Source organism: Neisseria subflava, assembly GCF_003044645.1.
In the GTDB taxonomy this organism is placed as follows: Bacteria; Pseudomonadota; Gammaproteobacteria; order Burkholderiales; family Neisseriaceae; genus Neisseria; species Neisseria subflava_B.
Window position 1 is genome coordinate 360,825 of sequence record NZ_POXL01000001.1, and the last position, 17,166, is coordinate 377,990.

Here is a 17,166-nt window from a genome sequence, read left to right on the forward strand (position 1 = left end):
TTATGATAAAAACGACTATTTATTAGATTATTTCAATAATGATAAGCATAATCAATTATGATATAAATATTAATAATATTTAAAAATTTTATATTTTTTATATAAAAGAGTATTTTAACCTCTTATATTAAGTTCTTAACAAAGAGAAACTATGTCTACTTTTACTCCCAAACCCAAAATAATTATTCTCAGCCTTGCCAGCGCATTCAGTACATTAACCGTTGCTAATGCCATCGAAACCTCAGCTCAACCCGAACAATACCAAGAATTGGATACCGTTGTTGTCAGTGGCAAACGTACCAACGACCAAAAAGGCGCGGACGATGTGTATTACAAAAACGTCTCCAACGCCTATGTTGGCAAAGAATACCTCGAACGCTACCGCGTCCAATCCGCCGGCGACGTACTCAAAGGCCTAAACGGCGTATACAACATGAATACCCGCACCGCCGGCGGCGCGATTACGCCCAATATACGCGGCATCACCGGCAAGGGCCGCATCCCGGTTACCATTGACGGCACCGAGCAGACTATCGACGTATGGATGAACAACTACGGCGTGGGCGACCGCAACTACCTCGACCCCGCCCTGTTCCGCAGCATCGCGGTGGAAAAAAGCCCCGCCCTCACGCGCGGCTTGAAATCGGGTGTCGGCGGCGCGGTAACCATCCGCACCATCGAACCCGCCGACATCATCCCCGAAGGGAAAAAATTCGGCTTCCAACTGAAAACGGAGTTCTCCAACAACAGCAACAAACAGGCCAACAACCTCAACCAATGGCTGGGCTGGGAAGACTACCGAACCCTGCCCTTCGGCGCGACGGCCGACGGCGCGGGCGGCGGCGTCGACCCGCATACCGGCAAACAAAGCCCGCAGGCCTTGGTGGCCGACGGCCTGACCCCGCCCAAACATAAAAGCGGCCGCGACAATTGGCGTTTCGGCAATGACCGCAGCTATATGGCCGCCGCCGCCTTCAAAACCGAACTTTCAGACGGCCTGGCCGCCTACAGCTACCGCGACAAGGGCAACTACTTTGCCGGACGCAAGGGTGCGGAAGGCTACCTGCACAATCCGGTATACGACCTGCAAAAATGCGGCGATGAAGGCGGCAGCGAATTTGACTGCAAAAACTCCGCCACCTTCGTACCCAATATGGCCAAGGTCTACCATCCCGGCGTGGAAGTGTTCAACAGCAACATCAGGACCAAAACCCTGCTGCTGAAAAACAACTGGCATCTGCCTGGCAACCATAAACTCGGCTGGCAGTATATGCGCACCGATGTGCGCTTCGGCGAAATCAACCCCTTCCACGCCACCTATGTGATGAATATGGAAGAGCACAACCCCAGCAGCCGCCCCAGATCATTGTCGCCGCAGATGCAAAGTATCGATTCCAATATCCGCACCGACACCTACAAACTCGGCTGGGACTGGAAGCCCGAAAACAGCCGCTGGATAGACCTGCAGGCCAACTTGTGGCGCATCAAAACCAACTCCACCCGCCACCAGAGCGGCGGCATGGATTTGTCTGCCGCCCGCCCCGACCCCTATTACGATGCCTGGTACTGGTGTACCAAACGCGGACAACTTCCGCCAGATTATGCTGACAACTACAGCAGCTGCGGCAGCCTGCTGAACGATTACGGCATCAACGGTTTGAGCAAAGAAGAAGTGATGAAAATCCTGCCCAACGAAAACCGACAATACCGTGTGCTTTCCGGAGCAGAACAGAAAACCCGCGTCAGCCGTACGGGCTTCGACCTCAACAACCGCTTCCGCCTACACCCGCGCCTGAACATGACCCTGTCCGCCGACTATCAGAACGAGAAGCTTGAGGAAGAAGTGGATGTGGTTAACTCTCAGGATTTGTTCAATCTTGCCGGCATGGCCACCGGCATGACGAAAATCGCCGGCCCACGCGGTGGCAAACGGCGCGAATGGGGAACAAACTTGGTATTCGACTGGCAGGCCACCGACCGTTTGAAAATCTCCGCCGGCATCCGCTACCACAACTTCAGAGGCTTCGACTCCGCCTTGGCCGAAGGCCGCGCCCGCCGCGATCCGCGCTATCAGGCCGGTGGCGGCGACAGCAGCACTTATTCGGACGGCGTGTACATCCCATATTTCGAGCTGGTTGGCGATCGGGAGCGGCGCGATTGGGACGCGGTATCCGAACAGAGCCGACGTGCCCACCAGTCAGGCGATGATGCCGCCATCGCCGCCGCCAACCGGGCTATGCAGGCGCACGGCGCACGCTATAAACTGCCGAAAGAGTATAATAGTTCGGAATATAAGGTATACGACCAGTATCAATATATCGGCAGTGACGGGCTTGCTTATGGTGACGGTACAGGTTATTATGGTAATAATTCTCAAAATCATCCGTTGTACCGGGTGCGCCCCGTATATGTGCCGTTTGTGAACGGCAAGCTGGACAGCGGTTCGCTGCCCGAACATTTCCATGATTTTGTGAAAAATTATCAGGAAAAGGTTGCCAATCCACAGGGATTGAATCAGTCACATTACCGATATTGGGCAGGGTCGGGGAATCCTGAGAACTGTATAAGAAATAGCGTAATAACCTGTCTTGATCATTACAAAGCAGGAAAACTATCCAATATGGGTGTCGGTTATCCGGAAACCGGCGGTGATACCGGATCAGAACATAAGATTATCAATAAACACTACACTGAAGAGCAATACTGGGCGCAGCCCAAACCGATACGCGCCCATGCCTGGGCGCCGACCGTCGCCGTCAGCTACGACCTGACCGACAACAACCGCTTATTCGTGCGCTACGCGCAGATGACCCGCTTCCCCAGCGTGTACGAAGTCGGCAGCTTTTACAACGACCTGGACTATGTCGGATCGCCCAAAGCGCCGAATTTCCGCTTCAAGCCGGAACGCAGCCGCAGCCTGGAAATCGGCTACAACTTTAACTTCGCACCGCACTTTGCCCGGCTGCGCCAAGGCGATATGCGCCTGACCTACTACCGCAACCGCATCCGGAACGTAATCGAGACCACCGACCATTTCCGCACCGTGCAATACGACAGCAAGGATACCGCCGGGCTGGAATGGCAGGGCCGCATCGACAGCGGCCGCTTCTTCGCCGCGCTGGGCGCGACCTACCGCCTGAAACAGCAGATGTGCGACCGCGACACGGCCTTCGATTTCGACCCCTACGGCTACAAAGGCATACCGGTCTGCATCGAAGGGGGCTACGGCAGCACGCGCGGCTACCAGGCACTGCAGCCGAAGTATTCGGTCAACCTTGATGCGGGCATGCGCGCCTTGGGCGAGAAACTCGAATTCGGCCTGCGCGGCATCTACTACAGCCGCGTCAATACCAAGCAATACGACCAACTGTTGAAGCGGGGTTTGGGGCATATCTTCAACAGCACCGGCAAGCCCTACCATTGGAACCCCTCGCTGACATGGGACGTGTACGGCCGCTATCAGGTGCACAAAAACCTCAACGTCAACTTAGGCATTACCAATCTGACCAACCGCTACTACCTTGACCCGATGTCCAACGTGCCCGCCCCCGGGCCGGGCAGGACGGTTACCTTCGGGCTGACGGCGAAATTTTAGCCGGACGGATAACGACAGGTGCGGCAAACGCGCCGGACATAGGGATACACAAACCAAACCGCCCCGCAGGGGAAGGCTTTTTGCCGTTTTTTCCGCCAGCCGGCGGCAATAAAGCGGATGTTTGTTGTTATTCACTTAATGTTTAAAAGGAGACTTATCATGTCTATCTTCAAACAAACCCTGTTGGCCGCGACGCTGTGCGGTGTTTTTGGCGCAGCCGTCGCCGCTCCGGAAGGTGGTTCAAGTCAAAAAAGAAAGGATGGCTATTGGATAACGGTCAAACCAGGTACCTCCAGTTGGCAACCCTTCGGTGCTGGCAAGGCAGGCTTAGCATTCAGTACCGACAACGGCCATAGTTGGTCAAACTCCATCAATCTGGAAGACGGCCCGGTTAAACATATCGGTATCAAATATAAACAGGGCACACAGAAAGTTCCGATTAACGGCAACGACCCCTATGCCAATGTGGACGGCACGCGCAATCCGCATTATCTGACCTTAAAGGATGTGAAACCGGTAATCGGCTGGTTCTATAATCCGCCGTTGGGACAGGTGTGGTATGAAAACCGCCACAACAACACCGAAGTATACAGCGTGCGCCAGATGGCCAACCCGGCCATTCCCGCCGCACCCAAGTTCGGCGGCCTAGTCATCGCCAAGGTGCCGGGTATGAACGGCAACGACGGCAACGTGTTCTTCGGCGAATGGGCTCCGCGCAAAGGCAATCCGCTACAAAACAGTACGGATTTGAATATGGCGGACGGCAAACGCACCGTTTGGTATGTAGGCGACAATCCGACCCGAAATATGCCGAAGCTCGTTAATGCTAAATACAATGTATTGGGCGTGAACAAACACACTCCCGGTCGCAACGATTTCTACACCGGTACACTTACCGCCAATTACGGGACAGGGTCAGGTTCACTGACAGGCAGTATCTCCCGTCCAGGTGACAGTGTAAACTTCGCCGGTACCAATATTCGGAGCAACGGCACATTTGACAACGGCAAGGTGAACGAACATATTACCGGCCGTTTCTACGGCAACAGTGCGGAAGCCTTGGCCGGTATCGTGGATCGCGCGGGAGTAGATAAAGATGTAGCCTTCGGCGGTCGCAAACAATAAGCCCAAATTGTCAAGAATACAACGGGATGCAGCTTGACCATAGTCTGCATCCCGCTTTGGTTTTATCGAATCTGACTTCTTTCAGACGGCCTCCCCGCCCAAAGGACCCTATCCCATGAAACACCACTTCTGCCTGCTTTTTCTACTGCTCTGCACGGTCTGCCTTGCCGCTCCGTCCAACGATGCCGCAGATGAACGCCGCCGCCTGCTGGATGAGAGCAGCCGCCAAACGCAGCAATATCGAGAAAGTGACTGGCTGGACACGGAACAGGCACGCGGGGAAGCGGAGGAAAACGACGGCTACATCATGATAGACGGTGCAGTCTACCAAGTCGGCGATACGGCGGAAGAGCTGGAAAGCGCGATTTACCACGCCCTCAATACGCGGCAGTGGCACAAAGTGCGGCAGTTCGCCGCCCGCTACGCAAAACTGCCGCAACACAAACCCGCGCTGATTCATTTGGCCGATGCGCTGCAAAAACGGGACAAAGGGAATTTCCGCGCGGCGGAGAACAGTTTTCAGACGGCCTTGGAAGCCGAACCTGACAACCCCCGCCTGCTGCTCGAAGCGGGGCGGTTTTATGCCGAAGACAACCAAAACAAAGAGTCCGCCGCCGCATTTGAAAAAGTTCTGAAAACAGATATTCCTGCTGAAACCCGCCCCATCGTGGAAAACTACCTGTCCGAACTGGGCAAACGCCGCCGCTGGCACGGCCAAATTGGCCTCGGCTACGGCTACAACAGCAATGTAAACCAAGGCAACGGCATCAACCAATGCGTGTGGGAAATCGCGGGCATGTGCCTGATGGAGCGCACCCTGCCTGCGCCAACGGATTCGACCTTCTTATCCTATAGCGCGACCGCCGAAAAAACCGTCCCGCTCAAAGGGCATCATGGTGTACAGGTGCGCGGTGTGCTGTACGGCAACCGCTACACGGAAAAAGACAAAAGTTCGGCGGCCATGCCGGATTACGGCTATCACAACGATTCGCTTTACGCGGGATACGCCTATGCCGACACACGCTCCTCCTTTTCCCTGCTGCCCTATTTCGAATACGACTTCCGCAACCGCCACACCCACTACCGCGCATGGGGTGTGGATGCCGACTGGTCGCGCACACTCTCCCCGCGCTGGCGTGTCAATGCCCGTGCCGGAGCGAAAAAGACCGGATACAGCGGACAAAGCAAAGATTATTTTGCCGACTACAAACAATACGAACTGGGCGCGGGGACAGAATTTTCTCTCACATCGAAAAGCGGCCTGTTCGCCAACTTTGATGCAACACGCAAAGCCTATCCCGAAAAATCTTCTTCCAGCAAGGAATATACAACACGGCTGGGAGCGTATAGTTTTTTTTCAAGCGGTACTTACCTCAACGCCATCCTGCTTCACCGCCGCAGTCTTTATGATGCGGCAAGTTTTGTCAGCGACAACAAACGGCGGCGCGACAATCAATACATAATGATAGCCGCTGTGGGCTTTCCGCAGTGGAACCTTAAAGGCGTGTATCCTGAATTTCGTTTCAGACGCTCAATCTCCCATAGCAATACAGCACATTACCGCTACCGTCAGAATGAATGGTTACTAAATTTTAAATATCGATTTTAAAATTGAGTCATTTCGAAATACGCTAAAACAGCGATACAACCATACTGTTTTACTCGTTTCTATTTCATGCCGTCTGAAAAAAGCCGATACACCTTTCCGATGTATCGGCTTTCGCTATCTGCTCAACGCTTAATTTCTGCTGGGCAATTCTTTTTCGCTCAATGGTTTGATGTACCAAATATCGCGGCAGTAGTCGGCGATGGAGCGGTCGGATGAGAAGAAGCCCATGTTGGCGATGTTGATCAAGGCTGATTTGCGCCATGCGGATACGTTGCGGTAGTGCTCGTCCGCTTTGTATTGCGTGTCGATGTAGCTGCGGAAATCGGCCATCAGTTGATAGAAGTCGCCGTATGGTTGCAACACGTCGTTGTAGCGGTTTGGCTCTTCCGGAGAGAAAGTGCCTTGGCTGATTTGGTTGACGACGCGGCGCAGGTCGCTGTCTCGCTCGATATAGCTCAACGGGTCGTAACCGTTGCGGCGGATTTCTTCGACTTGTTCTACGGTGTTACCGAAGATATAGCAGTTGTCCGCGCCGACTTTTTCCAAAATCTCAACGTTCGCGCCGTCCAGTGTGCCCATACAGATTGCGCCGTTGAGGGCAAATTTCATGTTACTGGTACCGGATGCCTCTGTACCTGCCAGTGAGATTTGTTCGTGCAAATCGGCGGCCGGGATGATGATTTGGGCAAGGCTGACGCTGTAATTCGGGATGTAAACGACTTTAATCAGGTCACGGATACGGGGGTCGTTGTTGATGACTTTGGCAACGTCGTTAATCAGTCGGATGATTTTCTTCGCCATGTAATAGGCGGAAGCGGCTTTACCGGCAAAGATGAACACGCGCGGCTGCCAATCGAAATCTGGGTTTTCCAAGATTTTGTTGTAGCGGTCAACGATGTGCATCACGTTCAATGCTTGACGTTTGTACTCGTGGATACGTTTGATTTGGATGTCGAAAAGTGCATCGGTGTTAACTTTGATGCCCAGCTCGGTTTCGATGTATTTGGCAAGGCGCTCTTTGGCGGCTTTTTTCACTTCACCGAATTCTGCCTGTACGGAGGCATCGTCCACTTTGTCGTTGAGCTTGGTCAGGTTGTCCAAATGCAGACGCCAGTCTTCGTCGCCTAGATGTTTGTCCAAGAATTTGGTCAGGCCCGGGTTGGCGATGTTGATCCAGCGGCGCGGGGTTACGCCGTTGGTTACGTTGGTAAAGCGTTCTGGGAATATTTTGGCAAAGTCGGCAAAGATGGATGTGGTCATCAAATCGGAGTGGATTTTTGCCACGCCGTTGACTTTGTGCGAACCGATGACCGCCAGCCATGCCATGCGGACGCGACGGCCGTGGGTTTCGTCAATGATGGATACGCGGCGGACAAAGTCGTCGTCGAAGTTGCCGATGGCGCGTAAGGCATTGAGGAAGTAAGCGTTAATTTCAAAGATGATGTCCAAGTGGCGCGGCAGCAGACGGCCCATCAGGTCAACCTGCCAAGTTTCCAAGGCTTCGCTCATCAATGTGTGGTTGGTGTAAGAGAAAATCTTACAGCACATATTCCATGCTTCAGTCCATGCGATGCCCTCTTCATCAATCAGGATGCGCATCAATTCTGGAATAGCGAGCACCGGATGGGTGTCGTTCAAATGGATGGCGACTTCGTCCGCCAAAGTGCGGATGCTTGGGAAACGGCATTTGTGACGTGCAACGATGTCTTGAACGGAAGCGGAAACCAAGAAGTATTCTTGCTTCAGGCGCAATTCGCGGCCGGAATCGGTAGAGTCGTTCGGATACAGGACGCGTGAGATGTTTTCATCGCTGTTTTGTGCGCGAACGGCAGAGGCATAGTCGCCTCGGTTGAAGTCGGCAAGGTCAAACAGGTTGCCTGCGTGTGCGGTCCACAAGCGCAATGGGTTGGCACATTCGCCGCCATAGCCCGGAATGATTTCATCGTATGCCCAAGCGGAAATTTCTTCGCTCGGCTGCCATTCTTTTTTGTCGCCCAAGTTCAATACTTGACCGCCGAAACGGACGGAATATTGTTTGTTCGGACGGGCAAATTGCCATGCCAAATCTTGGTCGAGCCACAAATCGGGTTTTTCAACTTGTTGTCCATCCACGATTTCTTGTTTGAACATACCGTATTGGTAACGGATGCCGTAGCCCATGGCCGGAATGCGCAGGGTTGCCAAAGAGTCGAGGAAGCAGGCGGCAAGACGGCCCAAACCGCCGTTACCTAAACCTGGATCTTCTTCTTGTTCGCAGACATCGGCAAATTCTTTGCCCAGTTGCTTGAAGGCTTCTTCAAATTCGGCGTAAACGCCTTCGTTAATCAGCGCGTTGACAAACGAACGGCCGAGCAGGAATTCCATAGACAGGTAATAAACCATGCGTTTGCTGTTGTCGATGTGGGCGCGGCGTGTTTTGAGGAAATCTTCCGCAATCAGGTCACGCGCGGCAAGCATGGCGGCGTTGAGCCATTGGTGTGAAGTTGCCTCCTTCGGATCTACGCCCAAGATGAAAATCAGCTTGTAAACGATGGATTTACGGATGGTTTCGGCGTCCGGTTTAGGCATTACATAATCGTAACCGGAGATGGGGAGTTTTTTCTTAGCCATGGAAGCCTTTCTCTAGCGTGAGGCACTGGACAACGCGCCTGATGGTTTTATTAAAAACAACGAAACTCGGTTTTCAGACGGCCTGACAACAGCAACAGGCCGTCTGAAAGGAATGGTGCGTAGATTTGTTACAAACTAAGGGGATTATAGCGGAAAGATTTAAAAAAAGGATATATTTTTCTTTATAAAACATTCAATTAACAGTTAAACCATTCATCATCTTATTGGCATTTTCAATTTATATTACTAAGCTGCAAATCAGAAAATACTGACAAAATATCAAAGAGTTAATCAACCAATAGTTTAATTCTCATTTAATTTGTTTTATGTAAAATCCAAATTCCCATATGCTCAACAACACATTTTCCTGATTCTTCGTAATTAAATTTCTCAGATGGTACGCAAGAAATTTTCCAATTGCCTTGAGGCAGGTTAAATAACTGACGACTACGTTTGGCATTGACCAACAGCAGCCATTCATCGTCCAAAACAATCTGAATCGCCTTGCTGCCCCTGTTTTGCCAACAATATTCGGTCATCGGGCTGCTATCGGCATTGAGCCATTGCACACGCTCTTTTTCCCACCAACAATCATCTGTCAGCAGCTTGATTTGGCTGCGAACACGTATCAACTCTTGAGTGTAATTTTGCAATACATGGGACTCATTTTGCCAATCCAACCATGTAATCGGATTATCTTGGCAGTAGCTGTTGTTGTTGCCTTGCTGACTGTTGCCGAACTCATCGCCGGCCAACAGCATGGGCGTACCGTTGGATAAAAATAAGGAGGCAAGCAACGCTTTGGAGGTGTATTCGCGGTTGAGCAAAACCTCTTCATCATCGGTTTCGCCTTCTACGCCGTGGTTGTAGCTGATGTTTTCATTATGCCCGTCGCGGTTGTTTTCACCGTTGGCTTCGTTGTGTTTTTCGTTATAGCTGACCAAATCGCGCAGAGTGAAGCCGTCGTGTGCAGTGATGAAGTTGATGCTGGCAGACGGGTGGCGGCCGCTGTGGTTGAAAATATCGGACGACCCGGCCAAGCGTTCGGCAAATGCGCCCAAATTGCCGCTTTCCCACGACCAAAACGTGCGCATATCATCGCGGAAACGGCCGTTCCATTCGGCAAAAGGTTGCGGGAAATTGCCCAAGTGATAGCCGCCCTCGCCGATGTCCCATGCTTCAACAATCAGCTTCAAACCGGCTAAAACCGGGTCTTGATACAGGACTTGGAAAAAACGGCCGTACGATTGGAAATCGGGTTCGCGTCCCAATACGGTTCCCAAATCGAAACGGAAGCCGTCAATATGAAACTCTTCCGCCCAATAGCGCAGGCTGTCTGCCGCCCAACGGGTAACATCGCGCCGGACAATATTAAGCGTATTGCCGCAACCCGACCAGTTTTCATAGCTGCCGTAAGAGGTGTGCCAATACCATAAGGTGTTGTCGATACCGCGCTGACACAACATCGGGCCTTTGTCGTCCTGCTCTGCCGTGTGGTTGTACACGACATCCAAAATCACTTCCAAACCTGCCTGATGCAGGGCTTTGACCGCTTGTTTAAACTCCGCCGCCGCACGCTCGGGATTATCGGCATAAGACGGCTCAACGGCAAAATGGGAATAAGTGTTGTAGCCCCAATAATTGCTCAAGCCCATCTGCTGAAGATGGTATTCGTCCAAATGATAATGAATCGGCAGCAGCTCGACCGTTGTTACTCCCAACTCTTGCAAATAGGCCAAAACCCGTTTATCACTCAAGGCTTTATAAGTGCCTGCGTACTTCAAATCGGGAAACTGCTTGGTAAACCCTTTGACATGGGCTTCATAAATAACGGTTTTGCCCCACGGTATTTCCGGACGGCAATCTTTGGCCCAATTAAATCGGCTGCGTCCGATCACGACGCTTTTCGGCGCAACGGCGGCATTGTCGCGTTCATCTTCCGGCCTGAACCATGCCATTTCTTCGGCGGTACGGTAGCTTGGTTTGCCGTCAATTTTTTTGGAATACGGGTCAATCAGCAATTTGTTGGGATTAAAACATGAGCCGTATTCTGCGTTTTCACGTCCATACACGCGAAAACCGTATCGCTGCCCTGCCTTAACATCCGGCACAAATCCGTAAAATACCGAACCGCGCCGCGAAGGCATCTCCAAACGGGTTTCTTTATCCTTATCAAACAGACACAATTCGACCTTTTCGGCATTGATGGAAAACAAGGTGAAATTCGCGCCCTTGCTCGTCAGGGTCGCGCCCATGGGATAAGGCTTGCCTTCCTCGATATGCCATGATTTGGCAGTCATAGAATGATTCCTTGATATGTATTTGGTTTCGTGTCCAATATAAGGCCGTCTGAAAATCTTTCAGACGGCCTTGAGTCATATTGATGTCACTATCTTTTAATTTTCAGCTGATTGGGCAGGCATGATGCCCACCCTCAAAGTTGATTTACGCTTCTTCTTTGACTGCCGCCTGATACAGGTAAACGGTTGCCAACGGCGGTACGGTAACAGACAGGGAATTTGGTTTGCCATGCGACCAAACTTCTTCTGTCTCCACCGTTGCGCCAGCAGAAACGCCGCTGCCTTTGTAATGCAGGTCGTCTGAGTTGAGGATTTCGCGGTATTCGCCGGCAGAGTTCACACCGAAACGGTAGCCTTCGCGCACCACAGGTGTGAAGTTGCTAATAACGATAACGCGGTTGCCTTCACGGTCGCGTCGCTCGAAGACGAATACGGAATTATCGCCGTCATCGGCAACCAGCCACTCAAAGCCTTCAGGCCATTGGTCTAATTGGTAAAGCGGCGCGTTGTCTTTATAGACATGGTTCAATTCGCGCACGAAGTCTTGTACGCCTTTGTGCCAGCCGCCTTCTTGCTCCAGCAAGAACCAATCCAGTCCTTCGTTGTAGTTCCACTCGCGACCTTGTGCAAACTCGCTGCCCATAAACAAAAGTTTTTTGCCGGGGAAGCCGTACATAAAGCCGTAGTAGGCACGCAGGTTGGCAAATTGTTGCCAGCAGTCGCCGGGCATACGTCCGAGCAGCGAGCGTTTGCCATGCACGACTTCATCGTGTGAAAGCGGCAGGACGAAGTTTTCGCTGTACTGGTACATCATGCCGAAGGTCATTTTGTTGTGGTGATATTTGCGGTTGATGGGGTCTTCCATCATGTAACGCAAAGTATCGTTCATCCAGCCCATATTCCATTTGAAGCTGAAGTTCAAACCTTCTTGGCGGGTCACATTGGCGAACGAAGTAGATTCTTCGGCGATTTCAGTCGCAGCCGGAACTTCCTCTTTCAACATGGTGTTGGTATCACGCAGGAAAGCGATGGCTTCGAGGTTTTCATGGCCGCCGTATTGGTTCGGAATCCACTCGCCGTCTTTGCGCGAATAGTTGCGGTAAATCATCGAAGCAACCGCATCAACGCGGATACCGTCGAAGCCAAAACGTTCTATCCAATACAGGGCATTGCCTTGCAGGAAGTTTTTCACTTCGTTTCTGCCGAAGTTGTAAATCAAAGTGTTCCAGTCTTGGTGGTATCCTTCGCGCGGATCGGCGTGTTCGTACAGCGCGGTGCCGTCGAATTTGGCCAGGCCGTGGTCGTCGGTTGGGAAATGGCCGACTACCCAGTCGAGAATAACGCTGATGCCTTCATCGTGCGCGGCTTTAATCAATGCGCGCAATTCTTCCGGCGAACCGAAACGGCTGGTCGGCGCATACAAACCAGTCGCCTGATAGCCCCATGAGCCGTCAAACGGATATTCGGAAACAGGCAAAAACTCGATATGGGTAAAGCCCATGTCTTTGACGTATGCCACCAATTCTTTGGCGAGCTCTTCGTAAGTCAGCCAGAAATTGTTTTCGGGATTGCGTTTCCACGAACCCAAATGCACTTCATAAATGCTGATCGGCGCATCAATGGCGTTGGCACGGGCGCGGAAGGCCGGTTCTTCGACTTCGTCAGGCAAACCGCGTACGATAGATGCCGTGGTCGGGCGCAGTTCAGCACCGAAAGCATACGGGTCGGCTTTTTCACGCACATCGCCGTTGGCATCGCGGATTTCAAATTTGTAGAGGGCGTTGAGTTTGACGGCAGGAATAAAGATGTCCCAAATGCCGTTGTCGCGGTGGAAACGCATCACATGGCGGCGGCCGTCCCAGTTATTAAATTCGCCGATAACGGAAACACGTTGCGCATTGGGCGCCCAGACAGCAAAGCGTACACCCTTCACGCCGTCCAACTCGGCAAAATGCGCGCCTAAAGTCTCATAAGGACGCAGGTGTTTGCCTTCGGCCAACAGCCAGGAATCCATGTCTTGCAACGCAGAGCTGAAATGATAAGGGTCTTCTTCAATCACTGGCTCGGTGTCTTCGGTGTAACGGATACGCAAAGCGTAATCGGGCGCATCATCGGGCAAGACGGCCACAAAGAAACCGCGTTCATCAATTTTTTCAGACGGCACGATGAGTTCGCCGCTGCGGCGGTTCACGATATCCACGCTTACTGCGCCGGGAATCAAAACGCGTACCACTTCATCGCCCTCTGCAAGGCGGTGTCGTCCCAAATAAGCGAACACATCGCTATGGGTGGCAAGAAACAGGCTTTCGACCGTATCGCGCTCGATTTGGTCAAGTTCATGATAAGTCTTGATTTGGCTGTTTGTTTTCATGCGTACCTCGTCAATAATGGCAAGTTGGCCGCCCATAAGGCGGTGTTGTAGGAAATCTTCCAAAGAAACCGGCATTTTTTGCGCCCAGTTCGGATAGCCTTCGGTTACACCCGGGACATTCAGATTGTCAATGACGCCCAGCAGGTTTTCCAACTGTACGGCGTAAAGTTTGCTGCGGCTCAATACGCCGTATTTGTGCAAAGCCGCCAGCAAGATTTCATCGGCTTTTGCCGGCATTTGTACGTCTGCACCCAGACAGCCGGTTTCTTTCAATTTATCCAGCAAATCGGCTTTATCGTGTTCGCGTTCATCCAAGGCCGTCTGAAAAGCGGCTGCATCAGGCAAAGTACCGAGTTTGAACATCGTATCCAAATCTTTGCCTATCCAATAACCTGCCAAGGGCGCGACATCGTGGGTGCTGATGACCGTAATCGCCTGCTCGGGATATTCTTCCGGCAATTGGAAACCATTCCAGCCCTTGCTGAAATACATGACTTTGTAGGAGAACACTTGATAGCGGTTAAGCAGATAACGCGCTTGATCGGGTACCGTCCCCAAGTCCTCGCCGATGATGACGCAACGGTTGCGCTGACTTTCCAATGCCAAAATGGCAAAAGTTACTTCGGCATCGTAATGCACATATGCGCCGAAATCTGCTGTTTTATCGTTTAAAACCCACCACAAACGACACAGCGCCATCACATGGTCAATCCGCAACACGCCATACAGGCGCATGTTTTCGCGCAACAAATGGGCAAACTTTTCATAGCCCGTATGTTTTAACATCGACGGATTAAGCGGCGGCAAATTCCAATTCTGCCCTGTCGGCCCTAAAGGATCGGGCGGCGCACCGACCGATACGTCCATACAATAATCTTGGCGGTTTAACCAAGTATCCGCGCTACCTCGCGCCACGCCGACCGCTAAATCGCCGTAAATGCCGAGTTTGACACCGTATTCGGCAGCGGCTTGGTTGACTTCTTGCAATTGCTCCGCGCAAAGCCATTGCAGCCACATATAAAAACGGATTTCCCGCTCATGACTGCGCGCAAATTTTTCTACGGCTTCGCCATCAGGTTGATGAAATTCAGACGGCCATGACTGCCAACCCACTTGTCCGGGACGGCTGTAATACTGGTCCAAAGCCTCAAACAAACCGAAGCCCTGCAAAGTCTCGCCTTTGTCCGCAACAAATGCTTCAAATGCAGCGCGTTCATTTACCGCAGCTTCGCAAGTATCTTGTTCAAACGCGTTAAACGCCATGTGCAGCGCATCACGCTTGCATGCCCAAACCGCCGTATAAGTCACCGTTTCCGTGATACGCAAAGCAGCGATGCGCTGACGGATTTTCGGTTGTGCCAGCCAGTTTTTCAGTTGTTCGTTATAAGTAAACGCACCGACCTTCTCAACATCCAAATAAATCGGATTGAGCCATTCGCGCGAAGAAGGACTATACGGGCTGGCAAAGGCGGGCTTGCTGGTAAACAAAGCGTGCAAAGGGTTAATACCGACAAAATCCAGCTTTTTCTCAGCCGCATATTTCATCAGGTTCAGCAAATCGGTAAAGTCGCCTATGCCCCAGTTGCGCTCGGAACGCAGGCTGTACAAATGCATGGTCAAACCATTCATCCGACCGCCATTGGCAAGCAGTTTGGGTTGGTAAACCGATTCAGGTGCAACAATCAGGCGTACAAGGCGACATTTGCCGCCGGTCTCAGCCGACAAAGTGTAATAACCGCAAGCCAGTTGGGGCAGCTTAATCCAAAGCGTATCGTTGTCGCCCGGATATAAAGTCAAGCTCTGGCACTCATCCGCCTCATCAATCAATACGACCGCTTCCGCACCATGAAATTCAGACGGCATCTGTAAAGATTCTTCGCCGTTTTCATGCGCGACCATCGTATTCAGATAAAGGCCGTCTGAATCCGGTTTGCTTTTGTCCAAAACAGCAACGATCGATTCCAAAACTTCAGGTTTGGTCGCATGATATGTACCGTTGATGTCGTGGTAGCCTAAATCAATACCGGCCTCTACAGCCTGCTGCTCCAATGTCTCACTCATTGCATTCTGCCTGTTTTACCAATATCTGAATCTTAATACAGATTCTGCCGCACCGTGATATGTAATTCATTGTAGTCTCAAACAAACCCCATATTTCCCCGCTTGATTTGACCTGAGCCAAAATTTCCTATTTATCCGTCTTATAAAAACTTAAAGGCCGTCTGAAAAGGAGAATTTCATTCCTTTTCAGACGGCCTTTATCATGCGTTAAGCCTGATTAGTGATGGTGATGACCGTGCGGGCCATGTACGTGACCGTGGGCAATTTCTTCCTCGGTCGCATCGCGCACGCCCTCAACAGTCGCTTTGAACAATACTTTCATACCGGCCAAAGGATGGTTGCCGTCTACTACGGCTTTACCGTCGGCAACATCGGTTACACGATAAATCAATACATCACCTGTTTCCGGATCATCGGCTTCAAACATCATGCCGACTTCAACTTCAACAGGGAACACACTTACATCTTCAATGCGCACCAGCTCAGGATCTTGCTCGCCGAAAGCATCATCAGGGGACAAAGCCACTTCAACGGTATCGCCTACATTTTTGCCGTGCAACGCTTCTTCCACCAAAGGGAAAATACCGTCATAACCCCCATGCAAGTAAGCAATCGGCTCTTCGGTTTTGTCCAACAACTGGTTGTTTGCATCGTACATTTCATAATGCAGGGAAACTACGGAATTTTTAACAATAGACATCATGTCGTCCTTAATCAATATTTATAAAGTCAAGTTCAGGCTATTCTATCACAGCTGTAACTAAACAATCGGTTTACCTTAAACAAATCCTTTTGGCGAATACAACAAAACCGAAAAAGTCCATATAAAAAACAAAATTGAATGATTCCAATCCATAAAAGTTGCTTTTTCACAACACAAAGTTGCTAAATTACAAAAATTTCCCTAAACGCAAAAACATTCCAAACCCTTAAAACCAATAACAAATAAAAATACACAACTCATTGAATACAATGTATTTTTAAAATCTTCATTAATAATGAATATTTTCAGATGATTTTTCGCGCGCCAATATGATTTACATTATTTTCACTATTTTCGTATTGATTTTAGCCAACAAACGGTTACGCAACGTTGCATTGACCTATCCCGTGGGGCATAATATTAAAAAATTCAGCAATGAATTTCTACTGTACAGGCCGTTTGACGGCTATTTTTAGTTTAAATCGATTTAAAAAAGGTTCTTAAAAATGAAAAAATCTCTGTTCGCTGCTGCTTTGTTGTCTTTAGCTTTGGCCGCTTGTGGCGGTGCTGATAAAGCTGCTGAAACTGCTGCTTCTGCCGCTTCTGCTGCTTCCGAAGCCGCTGCTTCTGCTACTGAAGCTGCTGCTTCTGCTACTGAAGCTACCGCTTCTGCTGCTACCGAAGCTACTGAAGCTGCTGCTTCTGCTACTGAAGCTGCTGCATCTGCCGCTTCTGAAGCTGCTAAATAATATTCTTTTGAATATAAAAAAAGCAGGATACCATTGCGTATCC

At 50.9% G+C, this 17,166-nt stretch carries 8 protein-coding genes; 4 read left to right on the plus strand and 4 right to left on the minus strand.

Annotated elements, in window-relative coordinates; genetic code table 11:
- Positions 1-151 precede the first annotated feature (151 nt).
- From DBY97_RS01820 to DBY97_RS01830, 3 genes are all read left to right on the plus strand, one after another.
- The gene (locus tag DBY97_RS01820) at positions 152-3,595 is read left to right on the plus strand and encodes a TonB-dependent receptor domain-containing protein (RefSeq protein ID WP_107857228.1); all 3,444 of its coding nucleotides are present in this window, start codon (positions 152-154) and stop codon (positions 3,593-3,595) included.
- A gap of 159 nt (positions 3,596-3,754) precedes the next feature.
- Positions 3,755-4,720, plus strand: a complete 966-nt coding sequence (locus tag DBY97_RS01825) for a Slam-dependent surface lipoprotein (RefSeq protein WP_107857229.1) — start codon at positions 3,755-3,757, stop codon at positions 4,718-4,720.
- Between the two features lie 115 nt (positions 4,721-4,835).
- Positions 4,836-6,329, plus strand: a complete 1,494-nt coding sequence (locus DBY97_RS01830; protein WP_107857230.1) for a surface lipoprotein assembly modifier — start codon at positions 4,836-4,838, stop codon at positions 6,327-6,329.
- A gap of 129 nt (positions 6,330-6,458) precedes the next feature.
- Here the strand turns inward: DBY97_RS01830 and DBY97_RS01835 are convergent, their stop codons facing one another.
- From DBY97_RS01835 to DBY97_RS01850, 4 genes are all read right to left on the minus strand, one after another.
- Complete coding sequence (locus DBY97_RS01835; protein ID WP_063068232.1) at positions 6,459-8,939, minus strand: glycogen/starch/alpha-glucan phosphorylase; 2,481 nt, start codon at positions 8,937-8,939, stop codon at positions 6,459-6,461.
- A 314-nt stretch (positions 8,940-9,253) separates the two neighbouring features.
- Entirely contained in the window at positions 9,254-11,239 is a 1,986-nt protein-coding gene (gene glgX, locus DBY97_RS01840; RefSeq protein ID WP_107857231.1) for a glycogen debranching protein GlgX, read from the minus strand.
- A 145-nt stretch (positions 11,240-11,384) separates the two neighbouring features.
- A complete protein-coding gene (gene glgB / locus DBY97_RS01845) occupies positions 11,385-15,671 on the minus strand; it encodes a 1,4-alpha-glucan branching protein GlgB (RefSeq protein WP_107857232.1) in 4,287 nt (1,428 codons plus the stop codon).
- 217 nt (positions 15,672-15,888) lie between these two features.
- Positions 15,889-16,371, minus strand: coding sequence for an FKBP-type peptidyl-prolyl cis-trans isomerase (locus tag DBY97_RS01850; protein WP_003683125.1), 483 nt, complete (start codon positions 16,369-16,371; stop codon positions 15,889-15,891).
- A 509-nt stretch (positions 16,372-16,880) separates the two neighbouring features.
- On the opposite strand from DBY97_RS01850, the gene DBY97_RS01855 reads away from it, so the two are divergent.
- Positions 16,881-17,123, plus strand: a complete 243-nt coding sequence (locus tag DBY97_RS01855) for a hypothetical protein (RefSeq protein ID WP_107831985.1) — start codon at positions 16,881-16,883, stop codon at positions 17,121-17,123.
- The last annotated feature ends 43 nt before the right edge of the window (positions 17,124-17,166 follow it).